Here is a 21,792-nt window from a genome sequence, read left to right as displayed (position 1 = left end):
CCGCGTGGTGACGGCTGGTCACGGCGAAAGCGTGCGAGGAAGTGCGCGAGCGCGCATCCACGTTGTCAGAAGCTGTGGACAAGTCCGGGGTTGTGGATAACTTTCGTCCCTCACACGGGTTGGTCGTCCACGTCCGGGTTGACGGAGGTCGCCCTCTCGGGCGCGCGGGCCACACTCCCGGCGGCCTCGACCGCCCCTGGGTCGGCACCGCCCGCCCCCTGGTCGGCGTCGGACGCGTCCTGGCCGGCGGCGCCCGCGTCCGTCGGCACCGGGAAGCGGAGCTCGTTCCGCTCGATCTTGGCCGCCAGGGCCTCCAGCGGATCCACCCCGACCGCCGTGCAGAACTGCAGCAGGTACGCCAGCACGTCCGCGACCTCGTCGTGCACCCGGTGCGCGCGCTCCGGGTCGGACATCACCGCGGCCGCCTGCTCGGGCGTCAGCCACTGGAAGATCTCCAGCAGCTCCCCCGCCTCCACGCTCAGCGCCGCCGCCAGGTTCTTCGGGGTGTGGAAGGGCTCCCACCGCCGGGCCGACGCGAAGTCCACCAACCGCTGCCGCAGGACATCCACCGTGGGCTCTGCCGGCCCCGTCACTCGTTCGCTCACCCCTCCAGGTCTACCGCATCCCGGCCCGCCGCCCCACCGCCCACCGAGGACACCCCGCCGCCCCCCGCGAATCCGGCCGCCCCCGCCGGCTCCTCCGACCCGCCCCCGCCCGCTTCCGCCCCCAGGCCGACCGCCTCCCCGGCCGCTTCCGCGGCCGCCTCCCCGTCCACCGCACCAGCCGCGCCCGCGGCCGCCTCCCCGCGCCCGCCCTGGACCGGCACCCGCGCCGTCTCCGGCCGCAGCACCGTGAACCCCGAGTCCGGGTCCCGCCGGCACTCGACCAGCACCACCCCGCCCCCGGGCCCGCAACCCAGCACCTCCCGCGCCGCCGCCGGCTCCTGCAGGGCCGCGACCACCCGCAGCTGGCTGCGCTCCGCCATCTCCCGCGCCAGCCGCAGCAGCGTGCCGGTCTGCTCGACGGAGAGTCCCGCCCCCAGGTCCTCGGCCAGCACGGTGAGCTGCCGGTGCGCCCAGGGCACCTCGGCGGCCACGTCGAGGTCGAGCACCCCGGCCCCGGTCAGCAGCACCGCGGCGAAGGCTAGGTGGCGCAGCATGCCGTCGGAGGCCTGGTCGGCCCCGGTGCGTCCGAGGACGCCCTCGTCGAAGACGGCGAGGACCCGCTTCACGCCCGCGCTCTCGCGCTCGGCCAGGGTGAGCCCGAGCAGCGGGTGCGGCGCGGCGGCCTGCACGGCGCGCAGCAGCTGCCCGTACCGGCGCGGGCACTCGTTGCTCAGCCGGGCGACGACGGCGGAGATGTTGGCGGCGTTGCTGCGCAGCCGGGCCTGTGGGTCGGCCCGGGCCCAGCCTCGCATCAGCGCGGGGACGGGGTGCAGCGGGAAGACCTCGCGCAGCGCGGTGAGGAGGTCCTCGGTGGCGGCGAGGACGAGGCACTCCCCGGCCGAGGAGCCCGCGACCCGCAGCGGCAGCTGTGCGGTGATCATCGTGCCGCTGGGGAACGGTGCCCGGATGTCGCCCTGGCGGGTGTCGTTGTGCCAGCAGACGTTGACCCGCCGGTTGCGGACGTCCTGCTCGCCGGTGTCCATCAGGGTCCGGCCGTCGAGGGTGAGCGATTCCCGGGCGATCCGGACCGGGCCGTCGGTGCGGACCACCACGTCGAGCCGGATCAGGCCGTGCGGCGAGCGGACGGTACAGCCGAGGTTGATCGCGTGCCGCCCGTGCGGGACGCACCCGTCGAGGCCGCCGCGGACGGGTGCGGCGAGCGGGCCGGTGCGCTCGGGCAGTCCGTCCAGCGAGTCGGCGATCTCCTCGCCGAGGGCGAGCCGGGACAGCACGGCCAGCGCGTCGAGGGCGTTGGACTTGCCGACGCCGGCGGGCCCGTGCAGCACGGTGAGGGGCGCGAGCGGCAGCACCGCGCGCCGGTAGGACTTGAACGAGGTGAGTCGGAGCTCCTCGACGGTGGGTCGCGGCACGGGCGGCCGGTCGGGCCCCGAGGCGCCCGGTCGGAGGTGGGACGGCCCTGCGGGCACGGTGGCGTCGCGGTTCACCTGTCGGACGTTAGCCGCAGGCCGACCGGCAGAAACGTGCCTGCGCGGCAGATTCATCCCAACGTGGGGCTCAGCGCCGGTACGCGGCCACCGCCACCGAGGCCGTCACCTCGACCGGCTCCGGCAGTTCCGCGAGCGCGGCGGCGAGCCGTTCCGGGTCGGTGTGCCAGGCGCTCGGCCCCATGCCGACGACGGTGCGCACGTCCTGCGGGCCGAGCCGCAGGGTGAACTCGACCTCGCGCCGCCCGGCGGGCTCCAGGTACGGCCCGAGCTTCTCGTCGATCCGCCGCTGCTTCTCCTCGTCCACCGACAACAGCCCCAGCGCGCCGACGAGTTCACGCAGGTGGCGGGCGGTCGGCGAGACCAGCAGCAGGGTGCCGCCGGGGCGCAGCACCCGGCGGATCTCCGGCCCGTTGCGCGGCGCGAAGACGTTGAGCATCAGCTCGGCCGAGGCGTCCCGCAGCGGCAGCGGGCGCCAGGCGTCGCACACCACGGCGCCGATCCGGGGGTGCGCCTTGGCGGCCCGGCGCAGCGCGAACTTGGAGATGTCCAGGGCCGCGCCGACCGTACCGGGCAGGGCGTCCAGGACGTGCGCCAGGTAGTGGCCGGTGCCGGCGCCGAGGTCGGCGACCAGGCCGTCGGACGCACCGGAGACGGCGGCGGCCTCCGCCAGCGCCTCGGCGATCGGCCGGTAGTGCCCGGCGGCGAGGAAGTCCGCGCGGGCCGCGACCATCTCGGCGGTGTCCCCGGTGCCGGTGTGGGCGTCGCCGGCGAGGAGGCTGACGTAGCCCTGCTTGGCGAGGTCGAAGCTGTGCCCGGCCGGGCAGCGCAGGCTGCGGTCGTGCCGGGTGAGGGCCTGCGCGCAGTGCGGGCAGGCCAGGTAGCGCTCGATGTCCTGGAGCAAGGTTCCGTCTTCTCTCGCCGTACGCCCCGGCCGGTCGGGGCGCCAGCCAGCCTAACGACCCCGGCGGGCCGGACGCCCCAGGCCGGCCCTACTCCGCACCCCTCCCGGACCCCGGCCCGAGCCCCGCGAGCGCCCGCCCCCGCTCCGCCCCGACCCGCAGCGCCAGCGCCACGAGCGCCTCCGGCGCGCCGGCCCGGCCCCGGACCCCCGGGAAGGCGTTGACGTCCACGATGACCGGCTCGGCGGGCCCGTCGAGCAGGTCGACCCCGTACACGTCGAGCCCGAACACCTCGCCCACGCGCAGCGCGAGCGCCGCCCGCCCGGCGGACGGCTCCCAGTCCTCCGCCCGCCCCGACTTCCCCGTGCCGGTGGCGAGTTCGGACTGCCGCCGGGCCGCGAACACCTGTCCGTCGACGACCCACAGCTTCTGGTCCCAGCCGGTCCCCGGGACGAACGGCTGGGTGACGACCGGCTCCTCGGGCCAGCGCTCGGCGAGTTCGCGCAGCCGGGCCGGCCCGTCCACCCGGGCGACCAGGTCGTGCCGCCTGCTGTGCCGGCTCTTGACCACGAACGGGTAGGCCGGGTCGGCGAGTTCACCCAGCAGGCCGACCGCGTCGGTGGCCGCGAAGGGCAGCCCGGCGGCGCGGGCGAGCTCGGCCATCCGCACCCGGTCCTGGCACAGCCCGGTGGCCGCCGCCGAGTTGACCACCGGCGCGCCCCGCCGCTCCAACTCCCCCGCCAGCGCCAGCGCCTGCGGCGTACGGGCCTTGAGCAGGTAGACGTCCGCGAGCCCGGTCACGGGCCCCGCGGGCGGGACGGCCGCGACCTCGTGCCCCCGGCGCACCAGCAGTTCGGCGGCCACCGCCAGCACCGGGTGCCCCGGGTCGCCGGTGATCAGCCCGACCTTCACAGCAACTCCCCCTCACCGAAGCCCCGTTGGCCGTACGGGTCGCCGCCCGCGGGCACCAGTTCGGCGGGCCCGGCGGGCAGCGACACGGCCGTGCCGCTGCGCGCGAGCCGCAGCACCGCGCGGGCGACCCGGGCCACCGCGTCCGGCACCTGCCGGAAGCTCGGGAAGTCGTTGACGTCCACCACCACCGGTCCGTCCGGCCCCAGCAGCACGTCCACCCCGTACAGGTCCAGCCCGAACACCTCGCCGACCTGCGCCACGATCCGCGCGACGCTCCCCGGCAGCGGCACCTGCCGCTCGCGCACGCCCTGCCCGGGGTGCAGCGGGGAGGAACGTTCCGTCGCGAAGAGCTCGCCGTCGACGCAGTACACCTTGAGGTCGGTCCCGGAGTTGGGCACGTACGGCTGCGCGATCAGCAGCCCCTCCCCCGCCAGCTCCGGACCCACCTCCAGCAGCTGCTCGGGGCTGCGCACCAGCCGCACGGCGCGCCCGGAGCTGCCGTCGGCGGGCTTGACCACCAGCGGGTACTCGGCGGCCGGGATCTCCGCCAGCCGCTCCCAGCGCGCGGCCGCGTACGTCACCGGGACGGGCAGGCCGCGGGTGCGGCCGATGACCGCGGCCAGCGCCTTGTCCCGGACCCCCCGGATCGAGCGCACGTCGTTCACCGTGGTGAGGCCGACGGCGGCGGCCGACTCCAGCAGGGTCAGCCCGGGGCCGCCGGACACGGTCTTGAGCACCCAGGCGTCGTGGCTGCCGGCCCGGACCTCCTCGGAGATCGCCAGCAGCGAGTCCCCGGGGCGCAGCACGTCCACCCGGTGCCCCCACGCGGTGAGTTGGCGTGCCACGTCGAGCGGCATGCCGTCGTGCCGGTAGTGTTCCTCCACCAGAAAGCAGAGCCTCATCGGCCTGTCTTCCCCCTTGCCTCGCCTCGTGCAGACGTCCGCCGTCCCCCTCGGCAGAGCTGTAAAGCCTTCAGCATGCACGCCGTGGCCGCACAAGATCGCTGCGGGCGGGTAAGCGTTCGGCAACAATCGGCCCCCGGAACGGCGACGCGCGGGCGGCGCCGAGCCCGGAGGAGCCGCGGCCCGCCCCGACAAACCGGTGGCGCCCCTCCCCCGCCCCTGCTTGGATGCACGCCGTGACCCCTGATGATCATGCCCACGACCGCCTCCTGCTCGACGAGATCGAGCGCTACTACGACGCCGTGCCCCGCAGCGCCGCCCGCACCGAGGACTTCGGGCCGCTGACCCTGTTCCTCCGCGACGGGGCCGGCTGGCCCTACTACGCCCGCCCGACCCTCGGCCACACCGGCCCCGCCGCCACCGCCGAGGACGTCCGCCGGGTGCTGGAGCGGCAGCGGGAGGCGGGCGCGCCGGAGGCCTTCGAGTGGGTGGCCGAGCAGAACCCGGAGCTGCGCGCGGCGGTCGAGGCGGCGGGCCTGACGGTGCACGAGCACCCGCTGCTGGTGCTGGGCCCGCAGGACGAAGCGGCCCCGGCGCCCGAGCTGCCGGAACGGGTGGAGGTCCGGGCGCTGGCACCGGACGCCCCGGAGCTGGCGGCCGCCGTCGCCGTCCCGCACCTGGCCTTCGCCGAGCCGGGCACCGCCGTCGGCCCGGCCGGCGCGGCCGAACTCGCCGAGCGCGCGGCGACATTGGCGGCCGACGGCACGGCGGAGCGGATCGCCCGGCGGATCGCCACCGGCACCACCGTGCTGGCCGCGGCCGTCGAGGACGGCACGGTCCTGTGCGCGGGCCAGCACAACCCGGTGGGCCCGGTCACCGAGGTGGCCGGGGTGGGCACGCTCCCGTCCGCGCGCCGTCGCGGGCTGGGCCTGGCGGTCACCGCGGCCCTGGTCGAGCACGCCCGGGCGAACGGGGTGCGGACGGTGTTCCTGTCCGCCGCCGACGAGGACGTCGCCCGGATCTACCGCCGGGCCGGCTTCCGCACCTTCGCGACGGCCCTGATCGCGGAGCCCGCCGCCCAGCAGGAGCCCGCCGCCCAGCAGGAGCCCCCCGCCCGGCAGGCGCCTGCCACGCGGCAGGAACCCTCCGCCCGGCAGGAGCCCCCCGCGTAACGGGCCGCCCACCGGCCCCGGCCCGGAAGGCCCCGACAGGAAAAGGAACGGGGACGGCGCCGGTCAGTCGTCGTCCTCGTCCTCCTCGTCCGCCCCGCTGACCTCCTCCCCCTCCGCCTCGTCCACCACCCAGGCCGCGAGCCGCTCGGCGACGCCCGACACCCCGAGCCGCCCCTCGCGGATGGCCCGGGAGAGGCTGCGCACCTCGCGGGCGGTGGTGGCGACGGTGCAGCCGCTGGCGACGAGGTAGGCGTAGGCGACGGCGGTCGCGAAGAGTTCGTTGGTCTTCTCCAGTGCCGGCACCCGGATCAGCTGGTGCATCAGCGCGGCGGCGCGGTCCTGTGGTTCGGGGTAGACCGAGATGTCGAATATCTCGGCCTGGTGGCGGGTGACCGCCGCGAGCAGCGAGCCGTAGTCGGTGACCTGCGGATCACCGGGCGTGTACTGCTCGGCGGTCATGAGCAGCCACGAGAGGTCGACCTCCAGCTTCAACGGCGCACGTCCTGGAGGTCGCCGGGCTCCCCGAACTCGGCGAGGAAGGCCGACTCGTACTCCTTCATGAACTGCGCGGCCGCGTCCACGAAGGCCCGCCCTGACTCGCCCATGTCCTGTTGGACCAGGCGCTCGATGTACTGGTTCATGGAGATCCCCTGCTGCTCCGCCCGTTCCCGGGCCATCTCGGCGGTCGTGGCGTCGACCCGCACGTTCAGCTGCTTCTTACCCATGCCGTTCAAGCTAGCGCTCAAGTGCTAGCACAACAAGGGCGTGCGCACACCGCCCGCACACCTGCCGCACGCCCCCGCGCAACCCGGCCGTCACCGTGGCGCCGGACGGCAGCCACCGGAACGCCGGACGGGCCGCCGCCGAGGCGCCGGAACGCCGGACGGGCCGGGCCCGCGGCTGGCTGCCACGGACCCGGCCCGCGCCGGAAGGGGACGGATCAGAACTGGGTGCTGACGGTCACCCCGCTGAAGTCGCTCTTCGCGTAGAGGCTCACGTAGCGGTAGCCCGCCGTCGGGTTGGTCACCGTGATGCTCTGGGTGGTGCCCGCGTTGGTGGAGGCGGCGGTGTAGGCGCTCGGCGAGGCCCAGGTGCTGTCGCTGTAGTACAGGTACGCGGTGCCGGTGCCCCCGGAGGTGGTGATCTTCAGGGTGCTGGTGCCGGCCGGCAGGTAGACGTACAGGTAGTCCAGGTTGCCAGCGGTGGCCGACAGGTTGGCGCGCGAGCAGTTCTTGCCGAGCGCGTCGGCGCGCGGGTCGGTGCAGGCCGGCGGGGTGGTCGGGCCACCGCCGCCGCCCGTGGTCACGGCGACGGAGGCCGGGGTGCTGGCGGTCCTGCCGGTGTCGTCGGTGACGGTCAGCGCGACGGTGTAGGTGCCGGCGGCCGCGTAGGTGTGGGTCGGGTTCTGCTGGTCGGAGGAGCTGCCGTCGCCGAAGGTCCAGTGCCAGGCGGTGAGCCGGCCGGCGCCGGTCTGGACGGACTTGTCGGTCAGCGTGACGGTCGCGCCGGAGACCGACTGGCCGAACAGCGCGGTCGGGCCGGCCGCCAGGCAGGCACCGCCGGCGCAGGTGTCGAGCCAGGCGTCGAAGTCGGCGTCGTAGCGGGTGCCGATGCCGTTGTAGACCGCGTAGCCGCCCTGGTAGTCGCCGGTGCGGAAGTGGGCGAGCATGGCGTCGATGTCCGCCGGGTGCTTCTCGAACATGTACCGGACGGCCAGGTAGCCCCACGGGTAGGTGCGCACGGTGTCCGAGTTGCCGTACGTGTTCTGGAAGAGGGTGCTCAGCTTGTAGGTGTGCTTGGCGGCCTCGGCCATCGCCTGGGTGTCGGTGGTGCCGCGGTAGGCGTAGGACTCGTACTCGGCGACGCCCTCGATCCACCAGATGTCCGGGACGGAGATCTCGGTGGAGAAGTTGCCCTTGAGGTCGTAGATGTTGTCCAGGTAGTGGGTGTACTCGTGGTTGAGGTTCCACACGTTGGCGGTGAAGCCGTCGTTCCAGGACTTCTGGTACATCACGCACACGGCCCGGTTGTTCGGGTCGGTCGGGTCCATGACGGTCTGTCCGCCGTTGTCGGTGGAGTTGTTGAAGATCGCCCAGGAGTAGGTCAGGTAGTCCGCCTGGTTGGCGAAGACCGCGAGGGTGAGCTCCTTGTCGTACTGACCGGGGATCGGGCCGTTGTCCTTCACCAGCTTGTGGAAGAAGGTGTCCTCGCCGCGCAGGCTGGCGCAGACCGCGGCCAGGTCGGCGGGCGACAGGACCTCGGTCTGGATGGTGCGGTTGTCGCACACCAGCTGGTTCGGCAGCACCGCGGCGGTCAGCTTCGCCGGCAGGTCGCAGATGCCGTAGTACGAGCACTGGCCGGGGTCGAAGCTGTTGGCCTGGTAGGCGGTGTGGACGTACAGCGGGCCGGTGGCGCCGGTGATCTGCGCACCGTCGAGGACCGCCTTGACCTTGCCCTTGACCGCGGCCTCGACCACCGGGCCGTCGCCGGCCATCCGGCCGAGGTCGTTGCCCGCGTTGACGTCCAGGTAGGCGTTGGCCGTGCCGAGCAGGTCCTTGTGGTTCAGCGCGAAGTCGCCGAGGGTGGCACCGATGCTCGGGTCGGCGCCGACCGCGCTGACGAAGTCGGGGTTCCAGTTGCCCCGCCACAGCGGCGCGGAGAGCACCGCGTTGACCGCCTTGAGCATCTTCGGGAAGGCGTTGTACGAGTTGTCGTACGCCGTCAGCACCTGCTTGTAGACGCCCAGGTAGCTGCCCTGGAGGTTGGCGCTGTCGGTGAGCACCAGCACCTCGTTGAGCACGGCGCCGTTGGCGTCGCTGACGTCGGTGCGGTGCGGGGCGGCGAAGAACGCGTCGAGGGCGGCCTTGGAGCCGCTGGTCAGGGCCGCGCCGTAGGGGCCCACCGCGTCCGCGTTGTTCGACTGCACGAACCAGCCGGCCCGCTGGAAGAGCACGAGCTGCAGGATGGCGGTCGAGTTGTCGCCGGTGTAGCCGGCCGCCATGGTCCGGAAGGCGTCGGCGACGGTGAGCATCTTCGATTCCTTGAAGATGCTGCCCGCGTCGGTGCCGGTGACGTTGAACAGCGTGTTGACGCAGTCCGTGGTCGAGCCCTCGATGAAGGAGACCAGGTCGGCGCCGCTGCGGCTGCCGAAGTCGGCCGGGGTGCAGCTCTGCGCGGCGGCCGCTCCGGCGGCGCCGCGGGCGGCGAGGGCCGGCTTGGCCGGGGGCGCCTTCGGCTCGGCCGGGCGCGGCGCGGTCTGCACGACGGTGTCGGCCGGCTGGCCCATCACGGCCTGGCCGAGCAGCGCCGGGGGCAGCGGCTTGGCGACGGGGGCGAGGTCCTCGGCGGCACGGGCCTGGGCGGCCGGGTCGACGGTGAGGAAGGCGCCGAGCGGCTTCGGCTGGACGGAGCCCGGGTCGGCCGTCGGAGCACCGGCCGCGGGCCGGGCGGGAGCGGCGGAAGCACCGGAGGCGGCCGAGGCGGCGGAGGCGGCTGACGCCGTGGCCGGCAGCAGCGTGGCGGCGGCGCAGCAGCCGGCCACGAGGCCGGCCAGCAGGGTGGGGAGGGGTATCCGTGGGCGCACTGGTGGGGTCCTTCTCCTGTGGGGGAGGCGCTGGGAGGACTGCCGAGACGTTGGGGGAACGCGTCATGATCCTGCCAGCGACGGAAGGTCAGAACAATGTCACAGGTCATATGACATTTCCCGGCCCGGCCATAACACGGACCCCCCGCCCACTGCCGCTACGACCGGTACGTCCGCGCGGCCCACGCCTGGAAGCTCGGCGCGGCCGCGATCAGGTCCCGGTACGCCGCGGCGGCCGCCCCGAACAACGTCTCCACCACCTCCCCGCCCACCCCGGCCGGCCGCCAGACCAGCAGCTGCCGGACCCAGATCGGCGTCCCCGCCAGCGGCTTGACCACCACGTCCGCGAGCGGCCGGGTGGTGGCCTGGACGACGGAGATGCCGAGCCCGGCGGCGATCATCTCCTGGAGCTCCAGCCGGCCGCCGAGGAACTCGTGGACGGTCGCCGGGGCGAACCCCGCCGCGGCGCAGGCCCCGTGGAAGACGCCGTGCCAACCGGCCCCGTCGTCGGGGGTCAGGAACCACTCCTCCTCCGCGAGGTCCGCCAGGGCCACCTCGGTGCGGTGCCGCAGCCGGTGGCCGGCCGGCAGCGCGACGAAGACCGGCTCGGTGACGATGCCGCGGTGCGCGACGGACGGCGAGTGGCACAGCTCCCGGCCCGGGTAGTCCACGGCCACCGCGACGTCCGCCTCGCCCCGCTCCAGCAGCTCGACGATGTCCGAGGAGCGGTAGACCGACGTCACGGTGAAGCGCTGCCCGGGCCGCTGGTGCCGGGCCCTGGTGACCAGCCCGGGCAGGATCGGGGCATTGGTGGCCGCCAGCCGCAGCTCGCGCGGGGCGGGCCCCGCCGAAGCCTCCGCGCGGCGGCCCAGGCAGTCGGCGCGGGTGAGCAGTTCCCGGGCGGCGGCCAGCACCTCCACCCCGAAGCCGGTCGGCGCGACACCGGCGGCGGTGCGTTCGAACAGCGGGGCGCCCAGGTGGCGTTCGATCCGGCGCAGCTGGGTGCTGGTCGCCGGCTGCGAGGCGCCGAGCAGGGCGGCGGCCCGGCCGACGCTCCCGGTGTCGGCGATGGCGCACACCACGCGCAGGTGCCGCAGCTCCAACTCCATGACGCTCCCCCTCACGCATCGGCCGGCCCCGGCCGACGGCGCGGGGCGGCTGCCGCCAAGGGCGGTGCAACAGCACACATCACATGTCAGCTGCTCACCTTCGCCCCGGCGATTTGCCTCGTCAAGTCCCCTCCCGGGACCCGACGGCACTCCGCGCACCATCTTTTACCCGTGCATTGCCGACGCCTGACCTTCCGCCCTGCTCCGGTCGCGTCCACACCTGCCCTCCACCCCGCTCCGGAACCCGCCCACACCTGCCCTCCGCCCCGCTCCGGCCCCCGCCCACCACCGCCGTGCCGCCACCAGGCGGAGCGGGACTTGAAGACCGACCCACCGTCCGGGACGCTGAAAACCCCCCTGCGTTCCCCCGAGCGGGCACCGACCGGTGCGGAGGCCGACCGATGACAGCCATGTTCGATCAGGAGCTGCGCGAGCAGCTCGCCCAGGCCCGCCGGGACCTCGCGGCGGCCCGGGCCGAAGGGGACGCCGACGGCGTCCAGGCGTACGAGGGCCGGGTCGCCTCGCTCCTGCGGCTCGCCGCCCAGCACGGCATCGACCTCCCGCACAGCGTCGACGAGGAGGAGCACAACGAGTAGCCGGCCCCTGGACGCGGCGGAGGCGGCCACCCCGAACGGGTGACCGCCTCCTGCCGTGCCTTCCCGGCGCCCGGGATCACTCCCCGGCCGGCTCCAGGATCGCCACGCACTCGAAGTGGTGCGTCATCGGGAACAGGTCGAAGGCCCGCAGCGACACCGGCCGGTAGCCGCCCTCGCGGAAGAACTTCAGGTCCCGGGCGAGCGCCGCCGGGTCGCAGGCCACGTACGCGATCCGGCGCGCCTCCAGGCCGACCAGGTGGGCGACGGTCTCGCGGCTGGCGCCCGAGCGCGGCGGGTCCAGCACGATCAGGTCGGTGGCGGTGATGCCGGTGCGCGGCAGCAGCGTCTCGACCCGGTCGCACTCGATCTGAACGTTGTCCAGCGCGGCCAGGTTGTGCCGGGCGTCGACCACGGCCTGCTTGGCGGACTCGATGCCGAGCACCGCGCCGTCCTCGCCGACCCGGTCGGCCAGCGCGCCCGCGAACAGGCCGACTCCGCAGTACAGGTCGAGCGCGCTCTCGCCCCACTGCGGGTCCAGCCCGTCCAGCACCGCGTCGACCAGGGTGTCCGGCGCCTCCGGGTGGATCTGCCAGAAGCCGCCGTCGCTGATCCGCCAGGTCCGCCCGGCGGCCCGCTCGCGGACGAAGCCGCGCCCGTGCACCTTGTGCACGTCGCCCTGCTCGTCCACCCGGGCGATCGACACCGGCTTGTCCAGCTCGACCAGCGGCAGCTGGGCACCGTCGCGCGGGGTGAGCACCACCTGGCGGTCGGAGGAGCCGGTCGCGGCGATCACCTCGACGCTCGCCACGCCCGGCCAGTCCCGGGTCTCGACGCCCAGCTCGGTGACGCCCTCGGCGGCGATCAGGCAGCGGTCCACCGGCTGCACCTCGTGCGAGCGGTACTTGCGCAGACCGACCTTCCCGGTCTCGGCGTCCACCGTGTACTGCACCCGGGTGCGCCAGGCCGGCACCTGCCCGGCCGGCAGCTTGCCGCCGACCGGCTCGACGCTGCCGTCCCAGCCGGCCTCGGCCGGGGTGAGCCCGGCCAGCTTGGCCAGCTGCTCGGTCAGCACCGCCGCCTTGAGCTTGCGCTGCCCGCCGGGGGTGACGTGCTGCCAGTCGCAGCCGCCGCACTTGCCCGGACCGGCGAACGGGCACGGCGCCTCGATCCGGTCCTTGGAGGGCTCCAGCACCTCCACCGCGTCGGCCCGCAGGAACCGCGAGGTGGTGGTCCCGTCGGTCACCAGCGCGACGACCCTCTCACCGGGCAGCGCGTGCCGCACGAACAGCACCCGGCCCTCGTGCCGGGCCACGCAGTGCCCGCCGCCGTGCGCGACCGGGCCGACCTCGACCTCGTAGCGCTGCCCGACCAGCGGCTCCCCGGACGGCGCCTCGGGCCGCGAGGGCCGCGCGGCGGCGGTGCGCAGCGCCTTGGGCGGCCGCACCGCCTGCTTGCGCGGCGCCTTCCGCTCGGCCCCGGCGGCGCCCTTCGGCGCACCCTGACCGGCGCCCTGACCGGCGTCCTTGCCCGCACCCTTGGGCGCGTCCTTGCCGGATCCCTTGGCGGAGCCCTTGGCCGTGGAGCCCTTGGCCGCAGCGCCCTTGCCTGCGGCACCCTTCGCCGCGGAGCCCTTCCCGGCCACCGGCTCGGCGGGCCCCCGGTCCTCCCGCTCGCCCGGGACGAACGGCGCGGTGCTCGCGGTGAGGCCGTCGCGGTCGGTGGCCTCCGGACGGGACGGCCGGCCCCAACGCGGCCGGGAGACCTGACCGGGCTTGGAGCCGCCCCGGCGGGCGCCCTTGCCGGAGGCGCCGGAGGAGCCCGAGGAACGGGGCGGAGTGTTGCGGGTCACTGGGAGGAGTCCTTGCTGCGGTCGGGGCTGTCACCGGCGTTCGTACCGGTGGAGACGGAATCCTTCGACTTTACGGCCTTCGGCGCCCGAGGCTCGCCACGCCGGACGGCGCCCGGCGCCGACCAGGCCTTCTGCGGCTTGCGCCGCTCGGAGGACTCCAGCTGCCACGGTACCGAGGTGACCATCACACCGGGCTTGAACAGCAGCCGCCCCTTGAGCCGCAGCGCGCTCTGGTTGTGCAGCAGGTGCTCGTACCAGTGGCCGACCACGTACTCCGGGATGTAGACCGAGACCACGTCCCGCGGGCTGCTGCGCCGCAGGTTCTTCACGTAGTCCAGGACCGGCCCGGTGATCTCGCGGTACGGCGAGTCCAGCACCTTGAGCGGCACCTCGATGCCGCGCTCGTCCCACTCCCGCCGCAGCGCCGCCGTGTCCGCCGGGTCGACGTTGACCGTGACCGCCTCCAGCGTGTGGGCCCGGGCCAGCCGGGCGTACGCCAGGGCGCGCAGCGCCGGCTTGTGCAGCTTGGAGACCAGCACGATGGCGTGCACCCGGGTGGGCAGCACCACGTCGTCCGGCTCCTCGGCGGCGATGAGCTCGTCGGAGACCCGGTCGTAGTGGCGCCGGATGCCCTTCATCATCACGAACAGCACGGCCATCGCGGCGATCGCGATCCAGGCGTGGCCGATCTTGGTGACCAGTACGACGATCAGCACGGCCATGGTCATCACCAGGCCGAAGGCGTTGATCGCCCGGCTGCGCTGCATGTGGCGGCGCTTGGCCGGGTCGGTCTCGGTGCGCAGCAGCCGGGTCCAGTGCCGGATCATGCCGGACTGGCTCATGTTGAAGGCGACGAAGACGCCGACAATGTAGAGCTGGATCAGCCGGGTCGGGTCGGCGTCGAAGGCGAGGATCAGCAGGATCGCGGCGATCGCCAGCAGGATGATGCCGTTGGAGAAGGCCAGCCGGTCGCCGCGGGTGTGCAGCTGGCGCGGCAGGTAGCGGTCCTGGGCGAGGATCGAGCCGAGCACCGGGAAGCCGTTGAAGGCGGTGTTGGCGGCGAGCACCAGGATCAGGCCGGTGACGCCGGCGACGAAGTAGAAGCCGGGCGTGAAGTTGTTGAACACGGCCTCGCTGATCTGCGCCAGCGCGGTCTTCTGGTGGTAGCCGGGCGAGGAGCCGACGAGCTGCTCGGCCGGGTTCTCGGCCATCTGGACACCGGTCAGCCGGGCCAGCCAGATGATGCCCATGAACATCACGACGGCGATGCTCGCCATCATCAGCAGCGTGGTGGCGGCGTTCTTGCTCTTCGGCTTGCGGAAGGCCGGCACGCCGTTGGAGATCGCCTCCACACCGGTCAGCGCGGCACAGCCGGAGGAGAAGGACTTCAGCAGCAGGAACACCATCGCGAAGCCGGTCAGCGAGTCGTTGCCGGGGGTGGCGGCGAGGTGGAACCCGGAGCTCTCCGCGGGCATGTCCTGGCCGAGCGCGAAGTGCCGGAAGACGCCGTAGCCGACCATCCCGATCACGCCGACCATGAAGGCGTAGGTGGGAACGGCGAAGGCGCTTCCGGACTCGCGCACACCGCGCAGGTTCATGCCCATCAGCAGGACGACCACCACCACCGACAGGACCGCCTCGTGACCGCGCAGCGAGGGCACCGCGGAGACGACGTTGGCGACGCCCGAGGTGGTCGACACGGCCACGGTGAGCACGTAGTCGACCATCAGCGCGCTGGCGACCACCAGACCGGCGGCCGGCCCGTGGTTGACGGTCGCGACCTCGTAGTCGCCGCCGCCGCTGGGGTAGGCGTGGACGTTCTGCCGGTACGAGGCGACCACGGCGAGCATCACGATCGCCACGACGACGCCGATCTGCCAGGAGAAGTGGATCGCCGAGGCGCCCGCGATGGAGAGGGTGAGCAGGATCTCCTCGGGGGCGTACGCGACCGAGGAGAGCGCGTCCGAGGCGAACACGGGCAGCGCGAGCCGCTTGGGCAGAAGCGTCTCGCCCAGCTTGTCGCTGCGTAGGGCGCGCCCGATCAGGATGCGTTTCGGAAGGTCAGTCGGCATAGGCACGTTAAGGAATCGTAGGGGCTCCCCGGTCAAGGCTCCGCCGTTTGTCCCCCCCTTCGTCGCGACTGCGTTCGGTGGACCGGCTAGCGTGTCGGATACGAGTCGGCGGGCAACACTCTGGTTGTCGAGCGTTGCCGGGTCGGCGCCCCCACGAGGAACCTCGTCCCGGACGACCGGGCGGGAAACGGAGCTGAACGGTGTTTGCGCAGGTCAAGACCCCTTCGGGACGGGTGAGGTAAGCGCCGGTGCACATCGTCATCATGGGCTGCGGCCGCGTGGGCTCCGCCCTCGCCAGAGCCCTGGAGAAACAGGGCCACTCGGTGGCCGTGGTCGACCAGGACCCGACCGCGTTCCGTCGGCTGGGCGCCGGCTTCAACGGGCGCCGGGTGACCGGCGTCGGCTTCGACCAGGACACCCTGCGCGAGGCGGGCATCGAGGAGGCCGGCGCCTTCGCCGCGGTCTCCAGCGGTGACAACTCCAACATCATCGCCGCGCGCGTAGCCCGGGAGAACTTCGGCGTCGAGAACGTCGCCGCCCGGATCTACGACCCCCGCCGCGCCGAGGTGTACCAGCGCCTGGGCATCCCCACCGTGGCGACGGTCCGCTGGACCGCCGACCAGATGCTGCGCCGGCTGCTGCCGAGCGGCGCCGAGCCGCTGTGGCAGGACCCGAGCGGTGGCGTCCAGCTCGCCGAGGTCGCGTACGACCCGCGCTGGATCGGCCACCGGATCGGCGAGCTGGAGGAGGCCTCCGGCACCCGGGTGGCGTTCGTCACCCGGCTCGGCGAGGGGGTGCTCCCCTCGCCGCAGATGGTGGTGCAGGAGGGCGACCTGGTGCACGTGATGCTGCGCCGGGCCGACCTGACGGCCGTCGAGGCCGCGTTCGCGCAGGGGCCGAAGGAGGAGGGTCACTGATGCGGGTCGCCATTGCCGGGGCCGGAGCCGTGGGCCGCTCGATCGCGGGCGAGCTGCTGGAGAACGGCCACGAGGTCCTGCTGATAGACAAGAACCCGAACTCCATCTCGGTGGAGCGGGTCCCGATGGCGGAGTGGCTGCTGGCCGACGCCTGCGAGATCACCTCGCTGGACGAGGCCGCGCTCCAGCGCTGCCACGTGGTGATCGCCGCGACCGGTGACGACAAGGTCAACCTGGTCGTCTCGCTGCTCGCCAAGACCGAGTACGCGGTGCCGCGGGTGGTCGCCCGGGTGAACAACCCCAAGAACGAGTGGCTCTTCAACGAGTCCTGGGGCGTGGACGTCGCCGTCTCCACCCCGCGGCTGATGTCCGCGCTGGTCGAGGAGGCGGTCAGCGTCGGCGACCTGGTCCGCCTGATGCGCTTCAGCCAGGGCAACGCCAACCTGGTCGAGCTGACCCTGGCCTCCGACACCGAGCTGGTCGGCACCCGGGTCGGCGACGTGGCCTGGCCGCAGGACACCGCGCTGGTGACCATCATCCGCGAGGGCCGGGTGCTGGTGCCGGGCAAGGACGACACCCTGGAGGGCGGCGACGAACTGCTCTTCGTCGCCGCGCAGGAGCGCGAGGAGGAGCTGGAAGAGCTCCTCTCGGCCATCTCGGGCGCCCAGTAGCCCCGGAGCGCGCGACACGGAGAAGGGCCCGCACCCCTCGGGGTACGGGCCCTTCTCCGTCGTTCGGGACGGGCGGGAGGCGGCTACTTCGCCGGCTCCTCCTCCTCGTCCAGCTGCGCCTTGATCGGCGGCGGCGCCTTCAGCAGGATCTGCCAGGTCACGTACATCGCCAGCAGCAGCGGCGGGATGCCGAGGGCGACCTTCAGCCAGCCCAGCAGGTTGACGTTGTGGGTGAAGTACAGCGGGAAGAGGATCACCGGCTTGGCGCCCATGATCAGCACCCAGGCCCAGGTCGCCTTGGTGTAGGCGGCCAGCCGGCCCGGGTTCTCCTTGCGCCAGGTGAACATCTCGCCGGTGATCGGGCCGAGCATCACCCCGATCATCGGCCAGCGCGCCAGGGCGGAGGTCGCCAGGGCGACGCAGTAGCCGACGTTCCAGAGCAGGCCGGGCAGGTAGAAGTCCTCGGCCTTGCCGCTCTTCATCGAGATCCAGGCGCCGAGCGCGACCCCGAACACCCCGCTGAAGGCGTGCTGGATGGTCTGCCGCTTCGCCAGCCGGGCCACCACGAACAGGGCGCTCAGGCCCAGCGCGGCCCAGGCCGAGGTGCTGACCTGGTGGGTCAGGTTGTAGGTGACGATGAAGACCAGGCCGGGCAGCGTCATGTCGATCATGCCGCGCACGCCGCCGAAGGCCTGGAGCACGGTGTCGGCCGCCTCCTTGGAGGCGGCCCTGCGGGCGGCCTCCGCGTCCGCGGGGTCGACCGCCAGGTCGAGCTGGGCGGCGGCCTCGCCGCCGGGCTGGTTGCTCACGCTCATTCGCTCCCGTGTCCGACCGGACGCAGCTCATAGCGGGGGTTGAACAGCACGCGGCGCCCGCGTGCGTGACTGATCCGGCCGCTGGCGACCAGCCGGCGGCCGGGCTCTATCCCGGCGATCGAGCGGCGGCCGAGCCAGACCACGTCCAGCGCCTCGGTACCGTCGAAGAGTTCGGCCTCCAGGGCGGGCACCCCCGCCCTCGGGCGGAGCGTCACCGTGCGCAGCGTGCCCGCGACGGTGACCAGCTCGCGGTCCCCGCAGCCGGCGATCGGCGTGCAGCCGGACTCCGCGGCGATCTCCTGACGCAGCTCCTCGGCGTCCAGTTCCTCGGCCGAGGAGGTCAGCCGGCTGAGCATGCGGCGGAACCGCCCCTGCGGCGGGCCGCTGCTGTTGTCACCACTCATGTCGGAAGGGTACCGGGTTCCGGCCCCCCGGCGGCAGGCCGCGCGACCGCCGGGGGCGGTCGCGGTCAGCTCTCGAAGCGGTACCCCATGCCCGGTTCGGTGATGAAGTGGCGCGGGTGCGAGGGGTCGCGCTCCAGCTTGCGGCGGAGCTGGGCGAGGTAGACCCGCAGGTAGTTGGTCTCGGTGCGGTAGGCCGGGCCCCAGACCTCCTGGAGCAGCTGGGTCTGGCTGACCAGCCGCCCGGCGTTGCGGACCAGTACCTCCAGCAGGTGCCACTCGGTCGGCGTGAGGCGTACGTCGGCGCCGTCCCGGTTGACCTTCTTGGCCGCGAGGTCGACGGTGAAGGACTCGGTGACGACCAGCGAGTCGGCCTCCCCGGCCACCGGCTCGGCCCGCCGCACGGCGGCCCGCATCCGGGCGAGCAGCTCGTCCATGCCGAACGGCTTGGTGACGTAGTCGTCGGCGCCCGCGTCCAGCGCCTCGACCTTCTCGTCCGAGGCGTGCCGGGCCGACAGCACGATGATCGGCACCCGGGTCCAGCCGCGCAGGCCGCGGATCACCTCGACCCCGTCCATGTCGGGCAGGCCCAGGTCGAGGACGACCACGTCCGGATGGCGGGCCGCGGCCAGCTCCAGGGCGCTCGCGCCGTCATGGGCCGCGTCCACCTCGTACTTGCGGGCCTTGAGGTTGATCACCAGCGCGCGGACGATCTGCGGTTCGTCGTCCACGACGAGGACCCGGGTCATTTACGGGCTCCGCCTTTCAGGGCTGTCTGACTTACGGACTGGGGACTGCTCTACGACGTTCGGTGCGACGTGCGACGTGCTGTGCGGCGTACGGCCCGGGAGGCGCGCCGGCCCCCGGAGGAGCGACGGCCCGGCCGGTGCGCCGCCGGTTCTCAGGTGATCAGGTCCGGGAGCGGGCCGCCACCCTCGCCGCCCCGCTCCCCCGGTTCGGGCGGCCGTTCGACCACGGGCAGGCTGACGACCATGGTGAGTCCGCCGCCCGGGGTGTCCTCGGCGGTGACGGTACCGTCCATCGCCTCGACGAAGCCGCGCGCCACCGCGAGTCCGAGGCCCACCCCGGCGCCGCGCGGCGCGTCCCCGTAGCGCTGGAACGGAGCGAAGATCCGCTCCTTGGCGTCCTCGGGCACCCCCGGGCCGCGGTCCACGATCCGCAGCTCGACCCGGGCCGGCCGCCCCGGCTGCCGCAGCTCGTCGGCCTTGACCAGCACCCTGACCCCGTCCGGGCTGTACTTGACGGCGTTCTCCACCAGGTTGGCCAGCGAGCGCTCCAGCAGCCCGCCGTCGGCCCGGACCATCGGCAGCGTCTCCGGGACCTCCAGCCGGACGGACTCCAGCGGCACCCCGCCGAGCGCGAACGGCACCACCTCGTCCAGGTCGGTCTCCTGGATCAGCGGGGTGACGGTCCCGGTCTGCAGGCGGCTCATGTCGAGCAGGTTGTTGATCAGGTGGTCCAGCCGGTCGGCCCCGGCCTCGATGCCGGCCAGCAGCTCGGCCTCGTCCTCCGGGGCCCAGTCGACGTCGGCCGAGCGCAGCGAGCTCACCGAGGCCTTGATGCCCGCCAACGGGGTGCGCAGGTCGTGCGAGACGGCGGCCAGCAGAGCCGTCCGGATCCGGTTGCCCTCGGCCTCCCGGCGGGCCTCGGCGGCCTCCCGGGCCAGCCGGCGGCGTTCCAGCACCACGGCGGCCTGGGCGGCGAACGCGCCGAGCAGGCGCCGGTCCGCCCCGGGCAGCACCCGGCCGCGCAGCACCAGCGCCAGGCTGTCGCCGACCGGGACGTCCACGTCGGCCTCCTCCGGCCGCTCCGGCGGGCGCGGGCCGGCGGTGGCCACCGGCGCCCAGGCGGAGAGCGGGTCCGGCCGTTCCAGCAGCGCGGCGCTCTCCTGCCCGAAGGTCTCCCGGACCTGCTCCATCAGCGCGGTCAGCACCCCGTCGCCGTTGGGCGCGCCGCGCAGCACTGTGCCGGCCAGCGCACTGAGCGTCTGCGCCTCGGTCTGGCTGCGGGCGGCCTGCTGGGTGCGCCGGGCCGCGAGGTCCACCACCGACGCCACCGATATGCCGACGATGGTGAATATCGCCACCGCCATGATGTTCTGCGGCTCGTTGATGGTGAAGGTGTGCAGCGGCGGGGTGAAGTAGTAGTTCAGGACGGAGGAGGCGACCAGCGCCGAGCCGATCGCCGGCAGCAGCCCGCCCACCAGCGCCGCGCACACCGTCAGCGACAGGAACAGCAGCATGTCGGTGGAGAGCCCCAGCCCGCCGATCGCGGTCAGCACGATCGCCAGCAGCGGCGGCCCGACCAGTCCGATCAGCCAGCCGCCGACCGTCCGGGTACGGCCCAGGTCGGTGATCCGGCGGACCGGTATCTTGCCGCGCCGCCCGTGCCCGGCGTGCTCGTGGGTGACCATGTGGACGTCGATGTCCCCGGCCTCCCGGGTCACGATGGTGCCGACGCCCGGCCCGTACAGGTACTGCCAGCCGGGCCGCCGGCTGGTGCCCAGCACGATCTGGGTGGCGTTCACGCCCCGGGCGAAGTCCAGCAGCCCGCCGGCCGGGTCGTCGCCGAGGACGGCGTGGAAGGAGCCGCCGAGGCTCTCCACCAGCGCGCGCTGCTCGATCAGCGTCTGCGGCGAGCCGGAGCCCACCAGCCCGTCCGAGCGGGAGATGTGCACGGCGAGCAGCTCGCCGCCGGAGACCCTGGCGGCGATCCGGGCCGCCCGGCGGATCAGCGTCGCCCCCTCGGGCCCGCCGGTCAGGCCCACCACGATCCGCTCCCGGGCCTGCCAGGTGCCCTCGATGCCCTGCTCGGCCCGGTACTTCTGGAGGTACTCGTCCACCCGGTCCGCGGTCCACAGCAGCGCCAGCTCGCGCAGCGCGGTCAGGTTGCCCGGGCGGAAGTAGTTGGCGAGGGCGGCGTCGATCTTCTCCGGCGCGTACACGTTGCCGTGCGCCAGCCGGCGCCGCAGCGCCTGCGGGGACATGTCCACCAGCTCGATCTGGTCCGCCCGCCGGACCACCTCGTCCGGGACGGCCTCGCGCTGGCGCACCCCGGTGATGCCCTCGACGGCGTCGCCCAGCGACTCCAGGTGCTGCACGTTGACGGTGGAGATCACGTCGATCCCGGCCGCCAGCAGCTCCTCGACGTCCTGCCAGCGCTTCTCGTTGCGGCAGCCGGGGACGTTGGTGTGGGCCAGCTCGTCCACCAGGGCCACCTGCGGGCGGCGCGCCAGGACGGCGTCCAGGTCCATCTCGGAGAACCGGGCACCGCGGTGCACCACCTGCTGCCGCAGCACGACCTCCAGCCCCGCGACCATGTCCGCGGTCCGCCGGCGGCCGTGGTCCTCCACGAACGCGACCACCACGTCCGTGCCCCGCTCCTGCCGCCGGTGCGCCTCGGCGAGCATGGCGTACGTCTTGCCGACCCCGGGGGCCGCCCCGAGGTAGATGCGCAGCCTGCCTCGTCCCATGAGCACCATTCTTGATCCGACCCGGCCCGGAGAACACCCCCGGACACCTGTTCCCCCTGCCTTCGAGACTACGGCGTGCGACGCGATTTTCCGCTGATCAGTGCGCTGATCAGGCGGTTTTAGCGGCATATTGACGGTGGACCAGCCACTTGGCGGGGGTCGTTCGGGAGGGCTCCGGAGGGGTCGGGGTGCGGTGGTGTCCGACATCGGCCCGGAAATGCGAAGAACCCCCATCCGGGACCCGGATGGGGGTTCTTCTGAAGAATTGTTCGGCGGCGTCCTACTCTC

Annotated in this window: 18 protein-coding genes and 1 pseudogene; 4 read left to right on the top strand and 15 right to left on the bottom strand. The window is 73.6% G+C overall.

Features of this window, described 5'->3' with window-relative positions:
- Nucleotides 1–263: 263 nt before the first annotated feature.
- The 5 genes and pseudogenes from ACLWS4_RS34525 to ACLWS4_RS34505 form a co-directional block, all read right to left on the bottom strand.
- Nucleotides 264–569: pseudogene (locus tag ACLWS4_RS34525) on the bottom strand (nucleotide pyrophosphohydrolase); the annotation flags it as partial.
- A 32-nt stretch (nt 570–601) separates the two neighbouring features.
- Nucleotides 602–2,035, bottom strand: a complete 1,434-nt coding sequence (locus tag ACLWS4_RS34520) for an AAA family ATPase (protein ID WP_416876201.1) — start codon at nt 2,033–2,035, stop codon at nt 602–604.
- A gap of 145 nt (nt 2,036–2,180) precedes the next feature.
- Complete coding sequence (locus ACLWS4_RS34515; RefSeq protein WP_416876200.1) at nt 2,181–3,014, bottom strand: putative RNA methyltransferase; 834 nt, start codon at nt 3,012–3,014, stop codon at nt 2,181–2,183.
- A gap of 88 nt (nt 3,015–3,102) precedes the next feature.
- Nucleotides 3,103–3,924 carry an ATP-grasp domain-containing protein gene (locus ACLWS4_RS34510; RefSeq protein WP_416876199.1) on the bottom strand — a complete coding sequence of 274 codons (822 nt, stop codon included), beginning with the start codon at nt 3,922–3,924 and terminating at the stop codon, nt 3,103–3,105.
- Nucleotides 3,921–4,826, bottom strand: coding sequence for an ATP-grasp domain-containing protein (locus tag ACLWS4_RS34505; RefSeq protein ID WP_049659122.1), 906 nt, complete (start codon nt 4,824–4,826; stop codon nt 3,921–3,923). The genes ACLWS4_RS34510 and ACLWS4_RS34505 overlap by 4 nt, the downstream gene beginning before the upstream one ends.
- A gap of 227 nt (nt 4,827–5,053) precedes the next feature.
- Between ACLWS4_RS34505 and ACLWS4_RS34500 the strand changes: the two genes are divergently transcribed.
- Nucleotides 5,054–5,998: a GNAT family N-acetyltransferase gene (locus tag ACLWS4_RS34500; RefSeq protein WP_416876198.1), complete on the top strand. Its 945-nt coding sequence runs from the start codon at nt 5,054–5,056 to the stop codon at nt 5,996–5,998.
- Between the two features lie 63 nt (nt 5,999–6,061).
- Here the strand turns inward: ACLWS4_RS34500 and ACLWS4_RS34495 are convergent, their stop codons facing one another.
- The 4 genes from ACLWS4_RS34495 to ACLWS4_RS34480 all read right to left on the bottom strand — a co-directional run bounded on the left by ACLWS4_RS34495 (nt 6,062) and on the right by ACLWS4_RS34480 (nt 10,690).
- Entirely contained in the window at nt 6,062–6,490 is a 429-nt protein-coding gene (locus ACLWS4_RS34495; protein ID WP_049659745.1) for a hypothetical protein, read from the bottom strand.
- Nucleotides 6,487–6,723: a toxin-antitoxin system HicB family antitoxin gene (locus ACLWS4_RS34490; RefSeq protein WP_049659744.1), complete on the bottom strand. Its 237-nt coding sequence runs from the start codon at nt 6,721–6,723 to the stop codon at nt 6,487–6,489. Before ACLWS4_RS34490 ends, ACLWS4_RS34495 begins: the two co-directional genes overlap by 4 nt.
- A gap of 215 nt (nt 6,724–6,938) precedes the next feature.
- Nucleotides 6,939–9,581 carry a collagenase gene (locus ACLWS4_RS34485; protein ID WP_416876197.1) on the bottom strand — a complete coding sequence of 881 codons (2,643 nt, stop codon included), beginning with the start codon at nt 9,579–9,581 and terminating at the stop codon, nt 6,939–6,941.
- Nucleotides 9,582–9,739: 158 nt separating this feature from the next.
- A complete protein-coding gene (locus ACLWS4_RS34480) occupies nt 9,740–10,690 on the bottom strand; it encodes a LysR family transcriptional regulator (RefSeq protein ID WP_074000661.1) in 951 nt (316 codons plus the stop codon).
- A gap of 401 nt (nt 10,691–11,091) precedes the next feature.
- Between ACLWS4_RS34480 and ACLWS4_RS34475 the strand changes: the two genes are divergently transcribed.
- Complete coding sequence (locus tag ACLWS4_RS34475) at nt 11,092–11,286, top strand: hypothetical protein (RefSeq protein WP_143204452.1); 195 nt, start codon at nt 11,092–11,094, stop codon at nt 11,284–11,286.
- Nucleotides 11,287–11,362: 76 nt separating this feature from the next.
- Here the strand turns inward: ACLWS4_RS34475 and ACLWS4_RS34470 are convergent, their stop codons facing one another.
- Nucleotides 11,363–12,712 carry a class I SAM-dependent RNA methyltransferase gene (locus tag ACLWS4_RS34470; RefSeq protein ID WP_416876212.1) on the bottom strand — a complete coding sequence of 450 codons (1,350 nt, stop codon included), beginning with the start codon at nt 12,710–12,712 and terminating at the stop codon, nt 11,363–11,365.
- Nucleotides 12,713–13,131: 419 nt separating this feature from the next.
- Nucleotides 13,132–15,207, bottom strand: coding sequence for an APC family permease (locus tag ACLWS4_RS34465; protein WP_049657522.1), 2,076 nt, complete (start codon nt 15,205–15,207; stop codon nt 13,132–13,134).
- Between the two features lie 248 nt (nt 15,208–15,455).
- Between ACLWS4_RS34465 and ACLWS4_RS34460 the strand changes: the two genes are divergently transcribed.
- Nucleotides 15,456–16,124, top strand: a complete 669-nt coding sequence (locus tag ACLWS4_RS34460) for a potassium channel family protein (protein ID WP_049657525.1) — start codon at nt 15,456–15,458, stop codon at nt 16,122–16,124.
- Nucleotides 16,124–16,795, top strand: coding sequence for a potassium channel family protein (locus ACLWS4_RS34455; protein ID WP_049657526.1), 672 nt, complete (start codon nt 16,124–16,126; stop codon nt 16,793–16,795). The genes ACLWS4_RS34460 and ACLWS4_RS34455 overlap by 1 nt, the downstream gene beginning before the upstream one ends.
- Before the next feature lie 83 nt (nt 16,796–16,878).
- Here the strand turns inward: ACLWS4_RS34455 and ACLWS4_RS34450 are convergent, their stop codons facing one another.
- The 4 genes from ACLWS4_RS34450 to ACLWS4_RS34435 all read right to left on the bottom strand — a co-directional run bounded on the left by ACLWS4_RS34450 (nt 16,879) and on the right by ACLWS4_RS34435 (nt 21,504).
- A complete protein-coding gene (locus ACLWS4_RS34450; protein WP_234348601.1) occupies nt 16,879–17,604 on the bottom strand; it encodes a DUF3159 domain-containing protein in 726 nt (241 codons plus the stop codon).
- 2 nt (nt 17,605–17,606) lie between these two features.
- The gene (locus ACLWS4_RS34445) at nt 17,607–18,014 is read right to left on the bottom strand and encodes an OB-fold nucleic acid binding domain-containing protein (protein WP_049657528.1); all 408 of its coding nucleotides are present in this window, start codon (nt 18,012–18,014) and stop codon (nt 17,607–17,609) included.
- Nucleotides 18,015–18,079: 65 nt separating this feature from the next.
- Nucleotides 18,080–18,760, bottom strand: a complete 681-nt coding sequence (locus ACLWS4_RS34440; protein WP_049657530.1) for a response regulator — start codon at nt 18,758–18,760, stop codon at nt 18,080–18,082.
- Nucleotides 18,761–18,912: 152 nt separating this feature from the next.
- Entirely contained in the window at nt 18,913–21,504 is a 2,592-nt protein-coding gene (locus ACLWS4_RS34435) for a sensor histidine kinase (protein ID WP_117491707.1), read from the bottom strand.
- Nucleotides 21,505–21,792: the final 288 nt, after the last annotated feature.

This window comes from Kitasatospora sp. SC0581 (assembly GCF_048159585.1).
Taxonomy (GTDB): domain Bacteria; phylum Actinomycetota; class Actinomycetes; order Streptomycetales; family Streptomycetaceae; genus Kitasatospora.
The sequence above is the reverse complement of the archived record's forward strand: the minus strand, read 5'-3'. Positions and strand labels throughout refer to the sequence as shown.